The 16,927-nt window shown below is 74.5% G+C and carries 15 protein-coding genes and 1 pseudogene; 7 read left to right on the forward strand and 9 right to left on the reverse strand.

Features of this window, described 5'->3' with window-relative positions; translation table 11 throughout:
* Nucleotides 1-104: 104 nt before the first annotated feature.
* Together Q1A09_RS02780 and Q1A09_RS02785 are read left to right on the forward strand one after the other, a co-directional pair.
* Nucleotides 105-1,580: a SulP family inorganic anion transporter gene (locus Q1A09_RS02780; RefSeq protein ID WP_299951820.1), complete on the forward strand. Its 1,476-nt coding sequence runs from the start codon at nt 105-107 to the stop codon at nt 1,578-1,580.
* Complete coding sequence (locus Q1A09_RS02785; protein WP_299951822.1) at nt 1,580-2,017, forward strand: MerR family transcriptional regulator; 438 nt, start codon at nt 1,580-1,582, stop codon at nt 2,015-2,017. The genes Q1A09_RS02780 and Q1A09_RS02785 overlap by 1 nt, the downstream gene beginning before the upstream one ends.
* 57 nt (nt 2,018-2,074) lie before the next feature.
* On the opposite strand, the gene Q1A09_RS02790 is transcribed toward Q1A09_RS02785, so the two are convergent.
* A complete protein-coding gene (locus tag Q1A09_RS02790) occupies nt 2,075-3,370 on the reverse strand; it encodes a HupE/UreJ family protein (RefSeq protein WP_299951824.1) in 1,296 nt (431 codons plus the stop codon).
* 173 nt (nt 3,371-3,543) lie between these two features.
* On the opposite strand from Q1A09_RS02790, the gene Q1A09_RS02795 reads away from it, so the two are divergent.
* Entirely contained in the window at nt 3,544-4,119 is a 576-nt protein-coding gene (locus tag Q1A09_RS02795; protein ID WP_299951826.1) for a hypothetical protein, read from the forward strand.
* Between the two features lie 50 nt (nt 4,120-4,169).
* Here Q1A09_RS02795 and Q1A09_RS02800 read toward each other — a convergent pair whose 3' ends face one another.
* From Q1A09_RS02800 to Q1A09_RS02825, 6 genes and pseudogenes are all read right to left on the reverse strand, one after another.
* A complete protein-coding gene (locus Q1A09_RS02800; protein ID WP_299951828.1) occupies nt 4,170-4,823 on the reverse strand; it encodes a histidine phosphatase family protein in 654 nt (217 codons plus the stop codon).
* Nucleotides 4,824-4,942: 119 nt separating this feature from the next.
* Complete coding sequence (locus Q1A09_RS02805; protein ID WP_299951830.1) at nt 4,943-5,713, reverse strand: MerR family transcriptional regulator; 771 nt, start codon at nt 5,711-5,713, stop codon at nt 4,943-4,945.
* A gap of 30 nt (nt 5,714-5,743) precedes the next feature.
* Nucleotides 5,744-6,508: an ABC transporter permease gene (locus tag Q1A09_RS02810; RefSeq protein ID WP_299951832.1), complete on the reverse strand. Its 765-nt coding sequence runs from the start codon at nt 6,506-6,508 to the stop codon at nt 5,744-5,746.
* Nucleotides 6,505-7,281 carry an ABC transporter ATP-binding protein gene (locus tag Q1A09_RS02815; RefSeq protein ID WP_299951834.1) on the reverse strand — a complete coding sequence of 259 codons (777 nt, stop codon included), beginning with the start codon at nt 7,279-7,281 and terminating at the stop codon, nt 6,505-6,507. The genes Q1A09_RS02810 and Q1A09_RS02815 overlap by 4 nt, the downstream gene beginning before the upstream one ends.
* Nucleotides 7,282-7,315: 34 nt before the next feature.
* A pseudogene (locus Q1A09_RS02820) lies at nt 7,316-7,904 on the reverse strand (histidine phosphatase family protein).
* 77 nt (nt 7,905-7,981) lie between these two features.
* Entirely contained in the window at nt 7,982-9,226 is a 1,245-nt protein-coding gene (locus tag Q1A09_RS02825; RefSeq protein WP_299951838.1) for a CdaR family transcriptional regulator, read from the reverse strand.
* A gap of 81 nt (nt 9,227-9,307) precedes the next feature.
* On the opposite strand from Q1A09_RS02825, the gene Q1A09_RS02830 reads away from it, so the two are divergent.
* Genes Q1A09_RS02830 through Q1A09_RS02840 form a run of 3 tightly spaced genes read left to right on the forward strand, consistent with a single transcriptional unit; the run spans nt 9,308 to nt 12,608 of the window.
* Nucleotides 9,308-10,837: an NAD(P)/FAD-dependent oxidoreductase gene (locus tag Q1A09_RS02830; RefSeq protein WP_299951840.1), complete on the forward strand. Its 1,530-nt coding sequence runs from the start codon at nt 9,308-9,310 to the stop codon at nt 10,835-10,837.
* Nucleotides 10,834-11,769 (forward strand): alpha/beta fold hydrolase, encoded by a 936-nt coding sequence (locus tag Q1A09_RS02835; protein ID WP_299951842.1) that lies wholly within the window; start codon nt 10,834-10,836, stop codon nt 11,767-11,769. Before Q1A09_RS02830 ends, Q1A09_RS02835 begins: the two co-directional genes overlap by 4 nt.
* The gene (locus Q1A09_RS02840) at nt 11,766-12,608 is read left to right on the forward strand and encodes an SDR family oxidoreductase (protein ID WP_299951844.1); all 843 of its coding nucleotides are present in this window, start codon (nt 11,766-11,768) and stop codon (nt 12,606-12,608) included. The genes Q1A09_RS02835 and Q1A09_RS02840 overlap by 4 nt, the downstream gene beginning before the upstream one ends.
* Nucleotides 12,609-12,694: 86 nt before the next feature.
* Here Q1A09_RS02840 and Q1A09_RS02845 read toward each other — a convergent pair whose 3' ends face one another.
* Nucleotides 12,695-14,098 (reverse strand): threonine/serine exporter ThrE family protein, encoded by a 1,404-nt coding sequence (locus Q1A09_RS02845; protein ID WP_299951846.1) that lies wholly within the window; start codon nt 14,096-14,098, stop codon nt 12,695-12,697.
* 229 nt (nt 14,099-14,327) lie between these two features.
* Nucleotides 14,328-14,957 (reverse strand): FMN-binding negative transcriptional regulator, encoded by a 630-nt coding sequence (locus tag Q1A09_RS02850; protein ID WP_299951848.1) that lies wholly within the window; start codon nt 14,955-14,957, stop codon nt 14,328-14,330.
* A 584-nt stretch (nt 14,958-15,541) separates the two neighbouring features.
* On the opposite strand from Q1A09_RS02850, the gene Q1A09_RS02855 reads away from it, so the two are divergent.
* Nucleotides 15,542-16,927 (forward strand): serine hydrolase, encoded by a 1,386-nt coding sequence (locus Q1A09_RS02855; protein WP_299951850.1) that lies wholly within the window; start codon nt 15,542-15,544, stop codon nt 16,925-16,927.

Here is a 16,927-nt window from a genome sequence, read left to right on the forward strand (position 1 = left end):
GTTAGGTTGGTGGGGACTCGGACAGGCCGTCGCGCCGTCCTGACCCCGGACCACCGCTGTTCCGGCTCCCCCGCGCTCCCCTGCGCACGACCCGGAACGGTGGCATGTCCTCCCTGCCTGCACCCCCTGCCCTCCGCCGCCCGAGCTGGCTCACGCCGTCGGTCGCCCGCACCGAGGTGCTGGCCGGCCTCGTCGTCGCGCTCGCGCTGATCCCGGAGGCGATCAGCTTCTCGATCATCGCCGGCGTGGACCCGCGGGTCGGGCTGTTCTCCTCGTTCGTGATGGCCGTGGTCATCGCCTTCACCGGCGGCCGCCCGGCGATGATCACCGCGGCCACCGGCGCGATCGCCCTGGTCATCGCCCCGCTGGTGCGCGACCACGGGCTGAGCTACCTGCTCGCCGCCGTCGTCCTCGGCGGGGTGTTCCAGGTCCTGCTCGGCCTGGCCGGCTTCGCCCGGCTCATGCGGTTCATCCCGCGCAGCGTGATGGTCGGCTTCGTCAACGCCCTGGCGATCCTCATCTTCACCGCCCAGCTGCCGCAGCTGATCGACGTCCCGTGGCTGGTCTACCCGATGGCCGCCGCCGGGCTGGTCATCATCTTCGGGCTCCCGCGGCTGACCACCGTGGTGCCGGCGCCGCTGGTCAGCATCATCGTGCTGACCGTCATCACGGTCGTGGCCGCCATCGCGGTGCCCACCGTCGGTGACCAGGGCGAGCTGCCCGACACGCTGCCGTTCTTCCTGCTCCCCGACGTCCCGTTCACCCTGGAGACGCTGTCGATCATCACCCCCTACGCCCTCGGGGTCGCCTTCGTGGGGCTGATGGAGTCGCTGATGACCGCGAAGCTGGTCGACGACCTCACCGACACCCCCTCCAACAAGACCCGCGAGTCCTGGGGTCAGGGCACGGCCAACATCGCCTCCGGCCTGTTCGGCGGCATGGGCGGCTGCGCCATGATCGGCCAGACGATGATCAACGTGAAGTCCGGCGCCCGCACCCGGCTGTCCACCTTCCTGGCGGGCGCCTTCCTGCTCGTGCTGGTGGTCGTGCTCGGCGACATCGTGGCGATCATCCCGATGGCGGCGCTGGTGGCCGTGATGATCTTCGTGTCGATCGCCACCTTCGACTGGCACAGCCTGCGCACGATCCACACGATGCCGCTCAGCGAGACCGCGGTGATGCTGTCGACCGTGGCCGTCACGCTGGCCACCCACAACCTGGCCATCGGCGTCGGGGTCGGCGTCCTGGTGGCCTGCGTGCTCTTCGCCCGCCGGGTGGCCCACCTGGTGCAGGTCACCGCCACCACCGACGCCGACGGGCGCCGGGTCTACCAGGTGCGCGGCGCGCTGTTCTTCGCCTCCAGCAACGACCTGACCACCCAGTTCGACTACGCCGGCGACCCGCAGGAGGTGGTCATCGACCTCTCCGGCGCGCAGGTCTGGGACGCCTCCACCGTCGCCGCGCTGGACGCGATCACGCACAAGTACGAGACCCGCGGCAAGTCCGCCACCGTCGTCGGGCTCAGCGACCACTCGGCCGCCCGGTACGAGCGGCACGCCGGTCAGCTGAGCAGCCACTGATGCGCGCCGGGAAAGGCCCCATCGACCCGGAGGCCCCGGAGCTCTCCCGGGACGGGCTGGTGCAGATCGGCCAGGTGGCCGAGCGCACCGGGCTGAGCCTGCGCACCATCCGCTTCTACGAGGAGACCGGGCTGGTCGTGCCGACCGCCCGCAGCGACGGCGGCTTCCGGCTCTACAGCGACCAGGACGTCGAACGGCTGGAGGTCATCAAGCGGATGAAACCGCTGGGCTTCTCGCTGGAGGAGATGCAGGAGCTGCTCACCCTGCTGCACGACCTCGGCCAGGGTGGCGGCGACCGGGCCGCGCTGGTCGACCGGTTGCAGATGTTCCACGAGGCCGCTGTCGCCCGGGTCACCGCGCTGCGCGACCAGCTCGCCGTCGCCGAGGGCTTCGCCGACACCCTGGCCGCCCAGCTGACGACGCACCGCACCGCCTGACGGCGCCGGCCGGGGCGGCACCGGTTCGGTGCCGTCCCGGCCGGCGCCGTCCTCGCCTCACCGCCCGGTGGACGGCACCGGCGCCGGGCCGGCGTCCCGGGCCGCCCGGCGGCCGTGCCCGGCGGGGGCGGAGCGGTCGGTCGCCAGGGCCACCAGGGCCAGCAGGGCGAGGCCGGCGACGACCCACCACGGGTGGGCCACCAGCGTCTTCTCCACCCCGGCCAGCGGGTCGGCCAGCCAGCCCAGCCGGTTCAGTGCCCAGGTCGTCGCGGCGACCAGCGCGACGAGCGCGCCGGTGACCCGCACGCCCGGGTACCAGCGGGTGCGGGAGAGCAGGTAGAGCGAGGGGAACACCAGCGCGACGGTGAGCAGCTGGGCCAGCTCCACGCCCACGTTGAAGGCCAGCAGCGCCGGTACCGAGGTCGCGCCCTCCAGTCCGAGGTCGGTGAGGATGCCGGCGAAGGCGAGCCCGTGCACCAGGCCGAAGCCGCCGGCCACCAGCACCTCGCCGCGGCGGGCAAGCGGGCGCAGCGCGTGCACCGCGGCGACGCCCACCGACACCGCGATCAGCACCTCGACCGGCGCGCTCGGTGCGGTCACCCAGCCCAGCGCGGAGGCGAGCAGGGTCAGGGAGTGGCCGACGGTGAAGGCGGTGACCACCGCCAGTACCGCGCCGAGGGTGGGCCGTACGCCGTCCCGCCGGTGCCACCGGCCGCCGACCGCCACCACCGGGGCGACCAGCAGCAGGGTGAGCAGGAACAGCAGGTGGTCCGCGCCCTCCAGCACGTGGTGCAGCCCGTAGCCGACCATGTCGGCCAGTCCCGTGCCGGTGGTGTCGCCGACGGCGAGGGTGTCGTCGGCGACGGTCAGCACCCCGGCGGTGGAGATGTCGCCGGCGGCGTCGGTCAGCACGACCACGGCCTCGTGCGAGCTGTCGGTGGCGATGACGCCGTCGTAGGCCAGGGTGAACGACGACGGGTCGGTGCCGCCGGTGTCCAGCACGACGTCGACGCTGTAGGAGGCGATGCCCTCGACCGTCTCCCGCCCCACCGACGACCAGGTCTCGGCCCAGACGTCGCCGTCGGTGCCGGTGACGGACAGGTGGTCGGCCAGGTAGCCGGTCACCGCCGCGTCGGTGGCCGCCCCGCCGAGCACGGCGTCGAGGGTGTCGGCGGCGACGGAGACCGTCGCCTCGACCTGCTCCTCCCCCACCCGCACCGACAGGGTGCTGCTGGTGAGGCTGTGCGCCTGGGCCGGCCCGGCGGTGAGCAGCAGGCCCCCGGCCGCGACACCGCTCAGCGCGGTGGCGGCCGTGACCCGGGAGAGCAGGGCAGGGCGGGTGCGCGTCGTCATGGCGTCGACCGTGACCGGACCGGCTGTGCCCGCGCTGAGGACGCCGTGTGGGTCGTCCAGGTACGACCCAGGGACCGCACAGCTGGCGCACGTGGTGCACAGAGCCGGGCCGTCCAGCGTGGTCACCACACCCCGCGTCGTCCCCCTGACGACCGCGACCGACAGGAGCTCCCGTGACGATCCGCAAGGCCGTGGCCGCCCTGGCCCTCACCGCCACCCTCTCCCTCGCCGCGTGCGGCACCGCCGCCACCGAGACGACCGCCGCGTCCAGCGACTCGTCCACGTCCAGCACGGCGACCACCGAGTTCGGCGGCGGCGGGATGCCCGGCGGCGGGCAGGGTGGGCCGGGTGGGTCGGTCGACGTCTCGTCGGTGACGACCGAGGACGAGCTGGTCGCGCTGATCCAGGACGCCTACGGCGACCCCAGCCTGGACCTGCACCGCGGGCACCAGCCGGTGGAGGACGTCCTGGACGAGGTGCTCGGCATCACCCACGAGGAGCTGCACGTCCGGATGGAGGCAGGGCAGGGGCTGGCCGAGGTGGCCGAAGACCTGGGCGTCGACCCGCAGGAGCTCATCGACGGCATGGTCGCGAAGTACGCCGTCGCGATCGACACCCTGCTGGCCGACGGCACGATCACCCAGGCGGAGGCCGACCAGTACCTCGCCGACCTGGAGACCGCGTTCGAGTTCCGGGTCACCTGGGACGGCGAGGAGGCGACCCCGACCTACTCCGGCCTGGACGCCTGACGCCGGCGGCCGGGGACACCGGGACGGCCGGGCGCCCGGTGACCGCCGGGTCACTCCGGCAGCGGTGCACCGCCGGCGTCGTGCGTGCCGGTGAGCGGCTGCTCGGTGCTGGACCGCTCGCGCCAGCTGAGCAGCTGCCACCCGTCCGCGCTGCTGCCCTCCAGCGTCACGACACCGGTGTTGGCCAACGGCCGGCTGCGGACGTCCTCGACCGTCACGTCAGCTGCCCGGGCGGCCAGCCAGGTGCGGATCATCGCGCCGTGGCTGACCGCCACGGCGGTGCCGGCGGCCGCCTCCAGGGTTGCTACCGCCGCGTCGAACGCCCCGAGCACCGCGGCACCCGCCGGCCCACCGGGCAGCCGGTCGGGCGCCGCGCCGCCGGCCCAGGAGAACGCGACCTCGAGGTACCGGGTGCCGGCTTCGGCGCTGGTGTGCATCTCCAGGTCCCCGGCGCCGATCTCCCGGAGCCCGTCCAGGGTGCGCACCGGCAGTTCCCGCGCGGCAGCCAGCGGCCCGGCGGTCTGCTGCGCCCGCAGCAGCGGGGAGGCAGCCAGGACGTCGATCCGCTCGCCGGCCAGGTCGTCCACCAGCTCGGCCGCCTGCCGGTGGCCGAGGTCGGTCAGCGCGGCACCCGGCGCCGCGGTGTCCAGCGCGTGCACCAGGTTCGACGCCGTCTGCCCGTGCCGTACCAGGACCAGTCGCATGCTCCGCCTCACCGTTCGGGCCGGGACCCCTTGCCGCACCGAGGTCTCCCTGCCAGTCCACCACGGGCGGCACGGGGACGACCGAGCTGCCCCGGCGGCCTGCCCCGGCCGGGCGCGGGTCAACCGGCTGGGGAGGTGCGCCGGATGTCGGTCCAGCCGGTGTAGCCGCGTTGCTCCAGCAGCCGGAGCAACCGCGGCGCGCAGGGGAAGTGCTCGAGGAACGCCGCGTCCAGCAGCGCGATCAGGTCGTCGCTGATCGGCTGCTCGTCCGCCCCGGCGGACACCGCGGCCGCCTCCGCGAGGAAGGCCTCCACCCGGTCGGCGAGCTCGGGCAGTCGCGGGTCGTCGGCCGTGCAGTCGGCGAGCTCCCCGAGGTCGAGGTAGAGCCGGCGCAGCGCCGGGTGCTCGATCTGCGCGTGCTTGACCGCCATCATCGGCGCGACCTGGTCCGGCGCCTGGGCCGCGATCAGGATCCAGCTGTCCCGCTCGATCGCGACCAGCCGCTCCGGGAAGCCGAGCTCGCGCATCCGACCCAGGTAGGCGACCGCCATCGGGGGCAGCACCAGGCTCTCCCCCGCCGCCAGCCGGGCGATCCGCTCCCGGTGCCGCTGGCGGTCGCGGATCTCCGCCCGCAGGCGGCGGTCGACCTCCCCGACCGCCGCCGCGAACTCCTCCTCGCCGGCCGCCAGCAGCTCCCGCACCCGGGCCAGCGGGACGCCGGCCTCGGCCAGGGTGCGGATCCGGATCAGCTCCACGACGGCCGCGGCGTCGTAACGCCGGTAGCCCGAGTGGTCCCGGCCGGGCTCGGGCAGCAGGCCCGTCGCGTGGTAGTGCCGGACGGCGCGCACGGTCACCCCGGCGTAGGACGCGAGCTGGCTGATGGTCAGCACGGGCCGGATCCTCCCCCCTCGTCGTCCTGGTCAGCTGATCTTCCGCCGGTAGGTGCGCACCGCCAGCGCGTAGGCCACCACCAGGAGGCCGACGCACCAGGCGACCGCCACCCAGCCGTCGTCGCCGACGGGCTGCTCGGCGAACAGGCCGCGCAGGGTGTTCACGATCGGGGTCACCGGCTGGTGCTCGGCGAACCAGCGCACCGGGCCCGGCATGCCGTCGGTGGGCACGAAGGCCGAGCTGATGAACGGCAGGAACACCAGGGGGTAGGAGAACCCGCTCACCCCGTCCAGGGACGTCGCGGTGAGCCCGGGGATGACCGCCAGCCAGGTCAGCGCCAGGGTGAACAGCACCAGGATGCCCAGCACGGCGAGCCAGGCGAGCACGCCGGCACCGGTCCGGAACCCCATCGCCAGGGCGACGAGCACGACCAGCACCAGGGAGACCAGGTTCGCCACCACCGAGGTCAGCACGTGGCCCCACAGCACCGCCGACCGGGCGATCGGCATCGACTGGAACCGCTCGAAGATGCCGCTGGAGACGTCGGTGAACAGCCGGAAGGCGGTGTAGGCGATCCCGGAGGCGATGGTGATCAGCAGGATCCCGGGCAGCAGGTAGTCGACGTAGCGCCCGTCCCCCACCTCGATCGCGCTGCCGAAGACGTAGACGAAGAGCAGCAGCATGGCGATCGGGGTGATCGCGGTGGTGATGATCGTGTCCGGGCTGCGCAGCACGTGCCGCAGCGACCGCTTGAGCAGCGTCGTGGTGTCGCGGACGGCGTGGGTGGTGGTCATCGCTGCGTCTCCTCCTGCTGGCCGCCGCCGACGATGGCGAGGAAGACGTCCTCCAGGGACGGCTGCTTCTCCACGTGCTCGACGGTCGCCGGTGGCAGCAGCTGCCGGAGCTCGGCGAGGGTGCCCTCGGCGATGATCCGTCCCTGGTGCAGCACCGCGATCCGGTCGGCGAGCTGCTCGGCCTCGTCGAGGTACTGGGTGGTGAGCAGCACCGTGGTGCCCCGGCCGGCGAGTTCCCGGACGGTGGCCCAGACCTCCAGCCGCGACTGCGGGTCCAGCCCGGTCGTCGGCTCGTCGAGGAAGAGCACCGGCGGCTCGCCGATGAGGCTCATCGCGATGTCGAGGCGGCGGCGCATCCCGCCCGACCAGGTCGACACCCGTCGTCCGGCGGCGTCGGTCAGGTCGAACCGGGTGAGCAGGTCGTCGGCGACCCGGCCCGGCGCGGGCAGGTGGCGCAGCTCGGCGACGAGCACCAGGTTCTCCCGCCCGGTGAGCAGTTCGTCGACGGCGGCGAACTGCCCGGTCAGGCTGATCGCGCCACGTACCTGCGCGGGCTGGGTGGCGACGTCGAACCCGTCGACGGTGGCCGTTCCGCCGTCGGGGCGGAGCAGGGTGCACAGGATCCGCACCGTGGTGGTCTTGCCGGCGCCGTTGGAGCCCAGCAGGGCGAAGACGGTGCCCGCGGGGACGCGCAGGTCGACGCCCCCGAGCACGACACGATCACCGTAGGACTTGGTCAGCCCGGCGATCTCGATGGCTGGTGAGGTGGTCATGGCGGGAGCGTGCAGCCCTGACGCTGCGTCAAGGTCAAGCCCCGCTCGCCCGGCTCCTCCCTCCCGGCCACTCCCCCGGTGGCACGCCGCCCGCGTCGTCGACGCCGGTCAGCGGCTGCTCCGCCCCGGACCGCTCGCGCCAGGACACCAGCTCCCACCCACTGGTCGCGCTGCCCTCGACGACCACGACGCCGGTGTTGGCCAGCGGCCGCTGCCGGACCTCCTCGACGTCCACGCCCGCCGCCCGGGCGGCCAGCCAGGTCCGGATCACGGCCCCGTGGCTGACCGCGACGGCGGCTCTGCCCGCGTCCTCCAGGACGGCGACCGCCGCGTCGACCCCGGCGAGCACGTCGGCTCCCGCCGGCCCCCCGGGCAGGCGCGCCTGCCCGCCGCCGGCCCACGCGAAGGCGACGTCCAGGTACCGGGCGACCGCCTCGGCACTGCTGCGCCCGCAGCAGCGGCGAGGCGGCCAGGACGTCGACCCGATCGCCCACCAGGTCGGCCACCAGTTCGTCCGCCTGCCGCCGCCCGAGGTCGGTGAGCCCGGCACCGGGAGCCGCGGTGTCCAGCGCGTGCACGAGGTTGGAGCTCGTCTGCCCGTGCTGTACCAGGACCAGCCGCACGACCAGCTCCTCATCCGGCGGCGCCGGCCGCGGGTGGGCCGGCTGTCCGGGGCCCGAGTCTCCCGCAGCCGGGGCGGTCAGCGGCCGGCGCCCTCGGCCGCCGGGCCGCGCCAGCGCAGCACCTCCAGGGCGGCGGCCACGGCCACCGCGTTCTCCGCCAGCGGCCGCGGGAGCAGGGCGTCGGCGCGGGCCAGCCGGCGCAGCACGGTGTTGCGGTGGGTGTAGAGCCGCTGCGCGGTCCGGGAGGCGTTGCCCAGCTCGCGGACGTAGCCGAGCACCGTGTCCCGGGTGTCGGCGTCGGCGCCGGCGAGGTCGCCGAGGGTGTCGGTGAGGAACTCCGCCACCCGGGTGCGGTCGCTGGTGAGCAGCGCGACCAGCTGCACGTCCTGGTGACGGGCGACCTGCTGGGGTGAGGTGAGGCGGGCGAGCATCTGCTGGGTGGTCGCCGCGTCCAGGTGGCTGCGCCGGAACCCCGCCACGTCGGTGCCCGGCCGGCCCACCGCCACCCGGACGTCGGGGGCGTCGGTGAGGCCGGCGGTCAGCGCGGTCACGTCGGGGGCGCGGCCGACCGGCAACCAGACCCACAGCACCCCCGCGCCGGCCACCACGGTCAGCCGCCGGGCGGCGCCACTGGCCCGCATGGCCGCCTCGGCCGCGGCCTCCAGCTGCTCGGGCCCACCGCCACCGGTGCCCCAGACGATGACGGCGGTGTGCGGTCCGGTGAGCCCGTAGCCGAGCTGCGCCTCGGCGCGGGCCCGGGCCAGCGGGGCGCCCTCCAGCAGCAGGGAGACCGTCGCCCGGCGTTCGGCGTGCGCGCCGCGGGTGAGCTCGGCCCGCTCGGTCGCCATCCGGGCGGCCACCGCGGCGACCGTGTCGTCGATGAAGGTGGTGATCGACCGGGCCGAGACGTCCAGCAGCTCGCGCAGCTCACCCGGGTCGGCGGTGAGGTCGAAGCAGATGTCCATCCAGCGCCGCCAGGCCACGCCCTGCGCGGTGCGGTAGGCGTCCAGGCCGACGTGGTCCAGCCCGCGGCGCACCAGGTCGCGGGCGCCGTCGAGCACCTCCGGCCCCAGCGCCACCGGCACCCGCTCCCCCGGCCGCTGCACGTTGGCCGTGGCCCAGTGCAGCAGGTTGGCCAGGTTCGCCCGCCGGGTGCCCTCGGCGAGCACCGGGTCCTCGGCGACCGGCCGCATGCCCGCGCCGCTGAGCGCGGCGGTGTGCAGCTCGGTCACCCAGTCCGCCCGCGGGTCCAGCGCGACCTCCGCGCCGCGCCGGAAGAGCTCGCGGACGGTGGGCGACGGCGGCGTCCAGTCCCGGGTCACCGGTGCATCCTGCACCACCCAGGACCGAGACAGGTGCAGATGGCGGTGGCGAGCGTGGCCCGGGTCACGGATCGTCGAGGGGTGCCATCCCTCGATGACTCCCCCGGCCCCCGCCCGGCGCCCGAGCACCTCGACGTGCTGATCGTCGGCGCCGGCCTCTCCGGCATCGGCGCCGCCGTGTACCTGCAGCGGGACCACCCGCAGCGGAGCTTCGCGCTGCTGGAGGCCCGCGGTGCGACCGGCGGCACGTGGGACCTGTTCCGCTACCCCGGCATCCGGTCGGACTCCGACCTGCACACCTTCGGCTACGAGTTCAAGCCGTGGCGCGACGAGGAGTCGATCGCCGGAGCCGACCGGATCCTGGCCTACCTCCGCGAGACCGCGAGCGAGCACGGCATCGACGCCCGGGTGCGCTTCCACTCCCGGGTGGTCGCCGCCGCGTGGTCCTCCGAGCACGCCCGCTGGACCGTGGACGTCGAGCGCAGCGACACCGGCGAGCGGACGACGCTCACCGCCGGCTGGCTGTTCTGCACCGGCGGGTACTACCGCTACGACGAGGGCTTCACCCCGCACTTCGAGGGCCGCGACCGGTTCCCCGGGCCGATCGTGCACCCGCAAGCCTGGCCCGAGGACCTGGACACCACCGGCAAGCGGGTCGTGGTCATCGGCAGCGGCGCCACCGCCGTCACCCTGGTGCCCGCGCTGGCGGCCAGCGCCGCGCACGTGACGATGCTGCAGCGCACGCCCAGCTACGTGCTGCCCGTGCCGGCCGCGGACAAGCTGGGCAACCGGCTGCGCCGGCTGCTCGGCGAGGAGCGCGCCCACCCGCTCATCCGGGCCAAGAACATCGCCAAGGGCCAGTGGATCTGGCGGTTCTGCCAGCGCCACCCCGATCGTGCCCGGAAGCTCATCCGCTGGGTCACCGCCAAGCAGCTGCCGCCGGGCTATCCGGTCGACGAGCACTTCAACCCGCCCTACGGCCCGTGGGACCAGCGGCTGTGCGCCGTCCCCGACGGCGACCTGTTCCGGGCCATCTCCGACGGCTCGGCCGCCGTGGTGACCGACCGGATCGCCACGTTCACCGAGCGGGGCGTGCTGCTGGAGTCCGGCCGGGAGCTGCCCGCCGACGTCATCGTCACCGCCACCGGCCTCAACCTGCAGGCCTTCGGCGGCATCGCGCTCACCGTCGACGGCGCCGAGGTGCGGCTGCCCGAGACCGTGGCCTACAAGGGGATGATGCTCTCCGGCGTGCCGAACCTGGCCTACGCGATCGGCTACACCAACAGCTCCTGGACGCTGAAGATCGGGCTGCTCTGCGAGCACTTCTGCCGGCTGCTCACCCACCTGGACCGCGCCGGGTACGACACCGCCCGCCCGGAGGTCGCCGATCCCACCATGCCGACCCGGCCGCTGCTGGACTTCGGCGCCGGGTACATCCGGCGCGCGGTCGACCAACTGCCCAGGCAGGGTGACCGGATGCCCTGGCTGACCTCGATGGACTACCGCGCCGACGTCGCGATGCTGCGCACCGACGACGTCACCGACCCCGAGCTGCACCTCTCCCGCGCCCACTCATCCCAGGGCGAGGCTCCCGCGGCGGTGCCGGCATGACCGCCACCACCCCGGACGACGACCTGTTCGTCGACCTGCCCGCCGGCCCACGGCTCTGCTACCGCACGGCCGGCCCGGAGGACGGCGTCCCGCTGCTGCTGGTCGCCGGGCTCGGCATCGACCTGACCTCCTGGCCGCAGCGGATGGTCGACGGCCTCACCGGCCGCGGCTTCCGGGTGATCCGCTTCGACAACCGGGACGTCGGCCGGTCGACCTCGATCGCCACCCCACCGCCCGGGCGGCTGCGCCAGCTGCTCGCCCGGCCACGCCCGGACGCCTACGACCTGGCCGACATGGCCGCCGACACCGTCGGCCTGCTGGACCACCTCGGCGTCGAGCAGGTGCACCTGGTCGGCATGTCGATGGGCGGGATGATCGCCCAGACCGTCGCCGCCCGGCACCCCGGCCGGGTCGCCAGCCTCACCTCGATCTTCTCCACCACCGGCGACCGGCGGGTCGGCCAGCCGGCCCGGTCGACGCTGCTGCGGATGGCCAAGCGCCCGGCGCGCACGGTCGAGGAGTCGGTGCAGCGGCACCTGGCGCTGCTCGGGCACATCGGCTCACCGCAGTTCCTGCCCGACGACGACCTCGAGCGGGCCTGGGCCATCGGGCTCTGGGACCGCGGCGGCGGCCTGCGCGCCCGGGCCGGCGTCCCCCGGCAGATCAGCGCCATCCACGCCTCCGGCGACCGCACCGCAGAGCTGCGGCGGATCACCGCCCCCACCCTGGTGGTGCACGGCTCCGCCGACCGGATGGTGCACCCGACCGGCGGCCGCGCCACCGCGGCGGCGATCCCCGGATCCCGGCACGTGGAGATCAGCGGCATGGGCCACCACCTGGCCCCCGGCGTCGTCGACCAGCTCGTCGACCTGACCACCGACCACGCGCAGAGCACCGGTGCTCCGCTGACGAACCCAGGAGATCCCCGATGAGCAGCGTGCAGGGCAAGGTCGCCGTCGTCACCGGCGCAGGGTCCGGCATCGGCCGGCAACTGGCCGTCGAGCTGGCCCGGCGCGGTGCGCGGCTGGCCGTCTCCGACGTCGACGAGGCCGGGCTGGCCGCCACCGCCGCGCGGGCGGAGGCGCTCGGCGCGCAGGTGCACAGCGCCCGGCTCGACGTCACCGACCGCGCCGCGGTGCTCGGCCACGCCGACGCGGTGGCCGGGCACTTCGGCGTCGTCCACCAGGTCTACAACAACGCCGGGGTGGCCGGCGGCGCCGCGGTGCTGGACAGCGACTGGTCCGAGTACGACCGCATCCTGGGCATCAACCTGTTCGGCGTGCTGCACGGCACGAAGGCGTTCCTGCCGCACCTGATCGCCTCCGGCGACGGGCACGTGGTCAACGTGTCCAGCCTGAACGGGATCATGGCCCAGGCGTCGATCAACGCCTACAGCGCGAGCAAGTTCGCCGTCCGCGGGTTCACCGAGGCACTGCGCACGGAGATGCTGCTGGCCGGGCACCCGGTGCAGGTGACCGTCGTCCACCCCGGCGGGGTGCGCACGAACATCGCCACCGCGGCGCTCGAGCACGGCCGGGCGCAGGGTGCGGTCACGCCGGCGGACGAGGCCCGGATGCGGATGTACAACGAGAAGCTGCTGCGGATGCCGGCCGAGCACGCCGCCCGGATCGTCGTGGACGGGGTGGAGGCCGGGAAGCCGCGCATCCTGGTGGGCAACGACGCGAAGGCCGTCGACCTGCTGGTGCGGCTGTTCCCGGCCACCTACCCGCGGATCGCCGCCCGGCTGCAACGGCGGGCGTCTCCCTCCTGATCCCCGGCCGCCGACGCCGGGCCACCGGCTCGCGCCGGTCGCGGGCACCGGGGTCGGTCGTCGGCGGCCGACCCCGGTTGCCGACCTCAGCCGGCGGTGCTCCCCCGACGGCGCACCCGGCGGTCGAACCGGTCGCCCCCGCTGCCCAGCGGCCGGCCGAAGAACCGGCCCAGCACGACGCCGGCGGCGAGCGCCAGCCCGATCGCCGCGGCCGTCACCAGTGAGTCCAGGCCACTGGACACGTCGGTCTCCACGACGATCGCGAACAGCGCCCGGTAGATCGTGAGCCCGGGGAGCAGCGGGACGATCCCGCACACCGCGATGAGCAGCGGCGGCACCCGCAGCCGATCGGGCAGCGCTTCCCCGAGGAAGCCGACGACGCCGGCCGCCAACCCGCTCGACACCGCGGGACCGGCACCGAACTCGCCGGACACCCACGACGTCGTCCACGCCAGCGCGCCGGCCCCCGTGGCGACGAGGATGGCGTGCGGGCGGGCGTGCGACGCCAGCGCCCAGAAGCCGGCCATCCCGGCTGCCGAGGTCAACGTGATCGCCAACGGGACGCCGTACGTCGACGGGTCGACCACCCGCAGCGGGACCTGGGCACGCTGCGCGAGGTCCAGCACCGCGGCGATGCCGACGACGATGCCGGTGGTCAGCGTCAGCACCTCGAAGGCCCGCGCCGCGGCGGTGACCGGGAACCCGCTGATCGCGTCCTCCGCGGCGCTCACCAGCGACAGCCCCGCCAGCAGCACCACGATCCCGGCGGCGACGACCAGCGAGGCACGGACCTGCACCCCCGCGACCACCAGGAGGACCGCAGACCCCGTGGCCACCGCGGCGCCGGCCGCCTGCTGGAAGAACGCCGGCAGGCCGCGGCGGGCCAGCACTCGGATCAGCTGCTCGATCGCCGCCGTGGTGACGAAGGCGACCAGCGCCACCAGCCAGCCGCCGCCGAGCAGGAAGGCGACGCAGCCGGCCATGCCCGACCAGCCGAGCGCGTGGATCTGCCGGCGGTAGGGGTGCGGGGCGGACAGCACGTCGTCCAGCCGGCGGTGGGCGTCCTCGACGCTCAGCCCCTCCGGCTTGATCGCCCGCGCCAGGTCGGTGATGCCCTGCAGCCGGGTGTAGTCCGATCCCCGCGGGCGCACGATGCGCATCAGCACCAGCGGCGTGGCGTCGTCCGGGTCGTAGCTGATCGTCAGCGACGTGAACGTGACGTCGGCCTGGCAGTCGGTCAGCCCGAACGCCGCGGACACCCGCAGCACCGTGGCGGTCACGTCTGCCGCGGAGCCGCCGACGGCCATCATCGACTCACCGATCCGGAGGGCCAGCCGGAGCGCCTCGTGCGCGACGGCGGGGTCGATCCGGTTGGGCTCCGCGCGCAGCGTGAAGGGCTGGGTCGGCGGCCCGGAACCGGAGACGGCCTTCCGCGCCTTGTCCGGCAGGCCGGCGAGTCGCTGCCTGCGCTCGTGGGGCGAGGGGTGCACGCCGCCAGGCTAGGCACCGACGCCCAGGGTCAGGGAGCGACAGCCGGTGCACTGCCTGTGGCCTTCGGTACACGCGGTCGACCCGCCGTCGGCCGGGAGCCGGGAGACGCCGAGGCTGTACCTGGACGGCCGGGAGACCCGTTTCGCCCCCGCGCTGGCCTGCCGGGTGCGGCTGCCGGGCGGGAGCCGACGCTGGATCGCTGGGGCCCAGGGCGCACAGCCCGCCCGGTCAGCTCCGGACCGAGCGCATCCGGGCAGCGAGCGACGGGTTGGCGTAGGGGCCCTCGCCCTCGAGCTCGGCGAGCACCCGGTCGACCACCGGCGCCGGCTTGTCCTGGCTCATCTTCTCCTTGGTGACCGCGCGGGTCACCCGCATCCGGAAGCCGACGGTGCCGTGCACGATGCGCTCGGCGTACGCACTGTTCTCGAGGGTGCCGCGCAGCAGGAACGGCTCGGGCAACGGCGCCTCGAAGGTGGCGACCAGCCGCTCCAGCACCGCCAGGTTCTCCTGGTCGGAGAGCAGCTCAGGCACGCCGTACAGGTGCGCGGTGGCGAAGTTCCAGGTCGGGACGGCGGTGGGCACCTGGTACCAGCTCGGCGAGACGTACCCGCTGGGCCCCTGCACGACGACGCACAGCTCCTGGGTGCCCAGCCGGTGCAGCTGCTCGTCGGGGCGGCCCACGTGGCTGACCAGCACCAGCTCCCGGGGGTCGCCGTCCTCGACCAGGAACGGGTAGTGGGAGACGACCGGGCCGGCGCCGTCCGCGCCGTTGGACACCATGGTGGCCCACGAGTGGGCGCGCACCAGGTCGGCCGCCCAGTCCAGGCCGCCGCCGGCGTACTCCGGGTTCTCACGCATGGTCGCTCCGCTCCCCTCGGGCCGCCGTGCGCGCGAGGGCGAGCACGAACTCCGGCCGCATGTCCTGGGACACGTCGTGCCCCGACTACTCGTAGCCGTGCAGCTCCGCCTGTGGAAGCAGCTCGGCGGTGGCCAGGGCGGCCCGCCAGCTCAGGCCCTGTTCTCCGCGGCCGTGGACGATCACCGTAGGCGCCCTGATCCCACGCAGCTGCGCCCGGCGCTCCAGCCGGCCACGGAACGTCGCTCTCCACTGCCGGAGGCCGTCAGGTCGTCGGGCGCTCGTGGTGGTGGCATGCGCGCGGCGAGACCCCCGACGAGACCGAGCACCGCGACGTGCTGGGGCGCCACATTGCGGCAGCGGGCGGCGAGCGGGCCCTGTCCCGACGGGGGTTCGTCCGGCCGACATGAGCACCGGCCAGCGGCCTGTCGGCGTCGACGAACGCGGCGCGGGATGTTCTGGCCGGCCGACCAGGACAGCCGGCGGCCGCCCGGCCAGAGTCGGAGGGACCCGGGCCGGCGCGATCCAGACCAGGCGCCGCGCCGGCCGGGGACCACCGTCCAGCCGCACCCCCGGAGGCCCCACCGTGACCGAGCACCTGCAGGAGAAGCTCGACGAGCTGGTGGGAGAGCTCGGCGTCACCGGGGTGGCGGCGGCGATGTGGCACGACGGGCGGGAGAGCTACGCCTTCGCCGGAATGACCAGCGTGGAGAACCCACTGCCGGTGGACGAGCGCACGCTCTTCCAGTTCGGCTCCACCGGGAAGACGTTCACCGCCACCGCGATCATGCGGCTGGTGCAGGACGGCCGGGTCGACCTGCACGCGCCGGTGCGCCGCTACGTGCCCGGATTCCGCACCAAGCAGCCAGAGGTCGCCGAGCAGGTGACCGTGCTGCAGCTGCTGAACCACACCGCCGGCTGGGACGGTGACTTCTTCGCCGACACCGGCAACGGCGACGACGCCCTGGCCCGCTACGTCGAGCGGATGGCGGAGCTGGACCAGGTGACCCCGCTCGGTGCCACGGTCAGCTACAACAACGCCTCCCTGGCACTGGCCGGCCGGGTGGTCGAGGAGGTCACCGGCAGCACCTTCGAGCAGGCGATGCGCGACCTCGTGCTCGACCCGCTGGGGCTGGCCGACACCCTCGCCCTCCCCGGCCAGGTGATGACCCGCCGGTTCGCCGTCGGCCACACCCGCGCCGACGACGGCACCGTCACCGTCAACCAGCCCTGGGCGCTGCCCCGGGCCGTCACCGCCGCGGGCGGGATGTCCGCGACCGCCGCCGACCAGCTCGCCTGGGCGCGTTTCCACCTCGGCGGTGGGGTCGCCCGCGACGGCTCGCGGGTGCTGTCGGCGGAGCTGGTGCGGCAGATGCAGCAGCCGACGGCCGACATGCGCGGCAGCGCCCTGGGCGACGCGGTGGGGATCAGCTGGCTGCTGCGCGAGGTCGACGGCGCCCAGCTGGTCGGGCACGGCGGCACGACCAACGGGCAGTACTCGGACTTCACCATGGTGCCGGCCCGGGACTTCGCCGTGCTCAGCATGACCAACAGCGGGCCCAACGGCTCCGAGCTCAACCACCGGCTCACCACCTGGGCGCTGGAGCACCACCTGGGCATCCGCGAGACGGAGCCGCAGGCGCTGGCGCTCGGCGACGACGCGCTCACCGGCTACGCGGGGCGCTACGAGACCATCGCCACGGTCAGCGACGTCACGGTCGAGGCCGGTCAGCTGGTCGTCACCTCGTGGTCGAAGGCCGCGATGACCGCCGCCCTCGGCGACAAGGCCGAGGAGCGGACCCGCATGCCGGTGACCCTCGTCGCCGGTGACCGCGACCCCTTCGTCATCTCCGAGGGACCGGCCAAGGGCATGCGCGGCTACTTCGCCCGGGACGACGCGGGAGCCCTGCAGGGCATGCACTTCGGCGGCCGGCTGGCCTCCCGCGTGGACAGCGTGGCGACGCCGGCCTGA

It is taken from the genome of uncultured Modestobacter sp. (assembly GCF_947486615.1).
Taxonomy (GTDB): domain Bacteria; phylum Actinomycetota; class Actinomycetes; order Mycobacteriales; family Geodermatophilaceae; genus Modestobacter.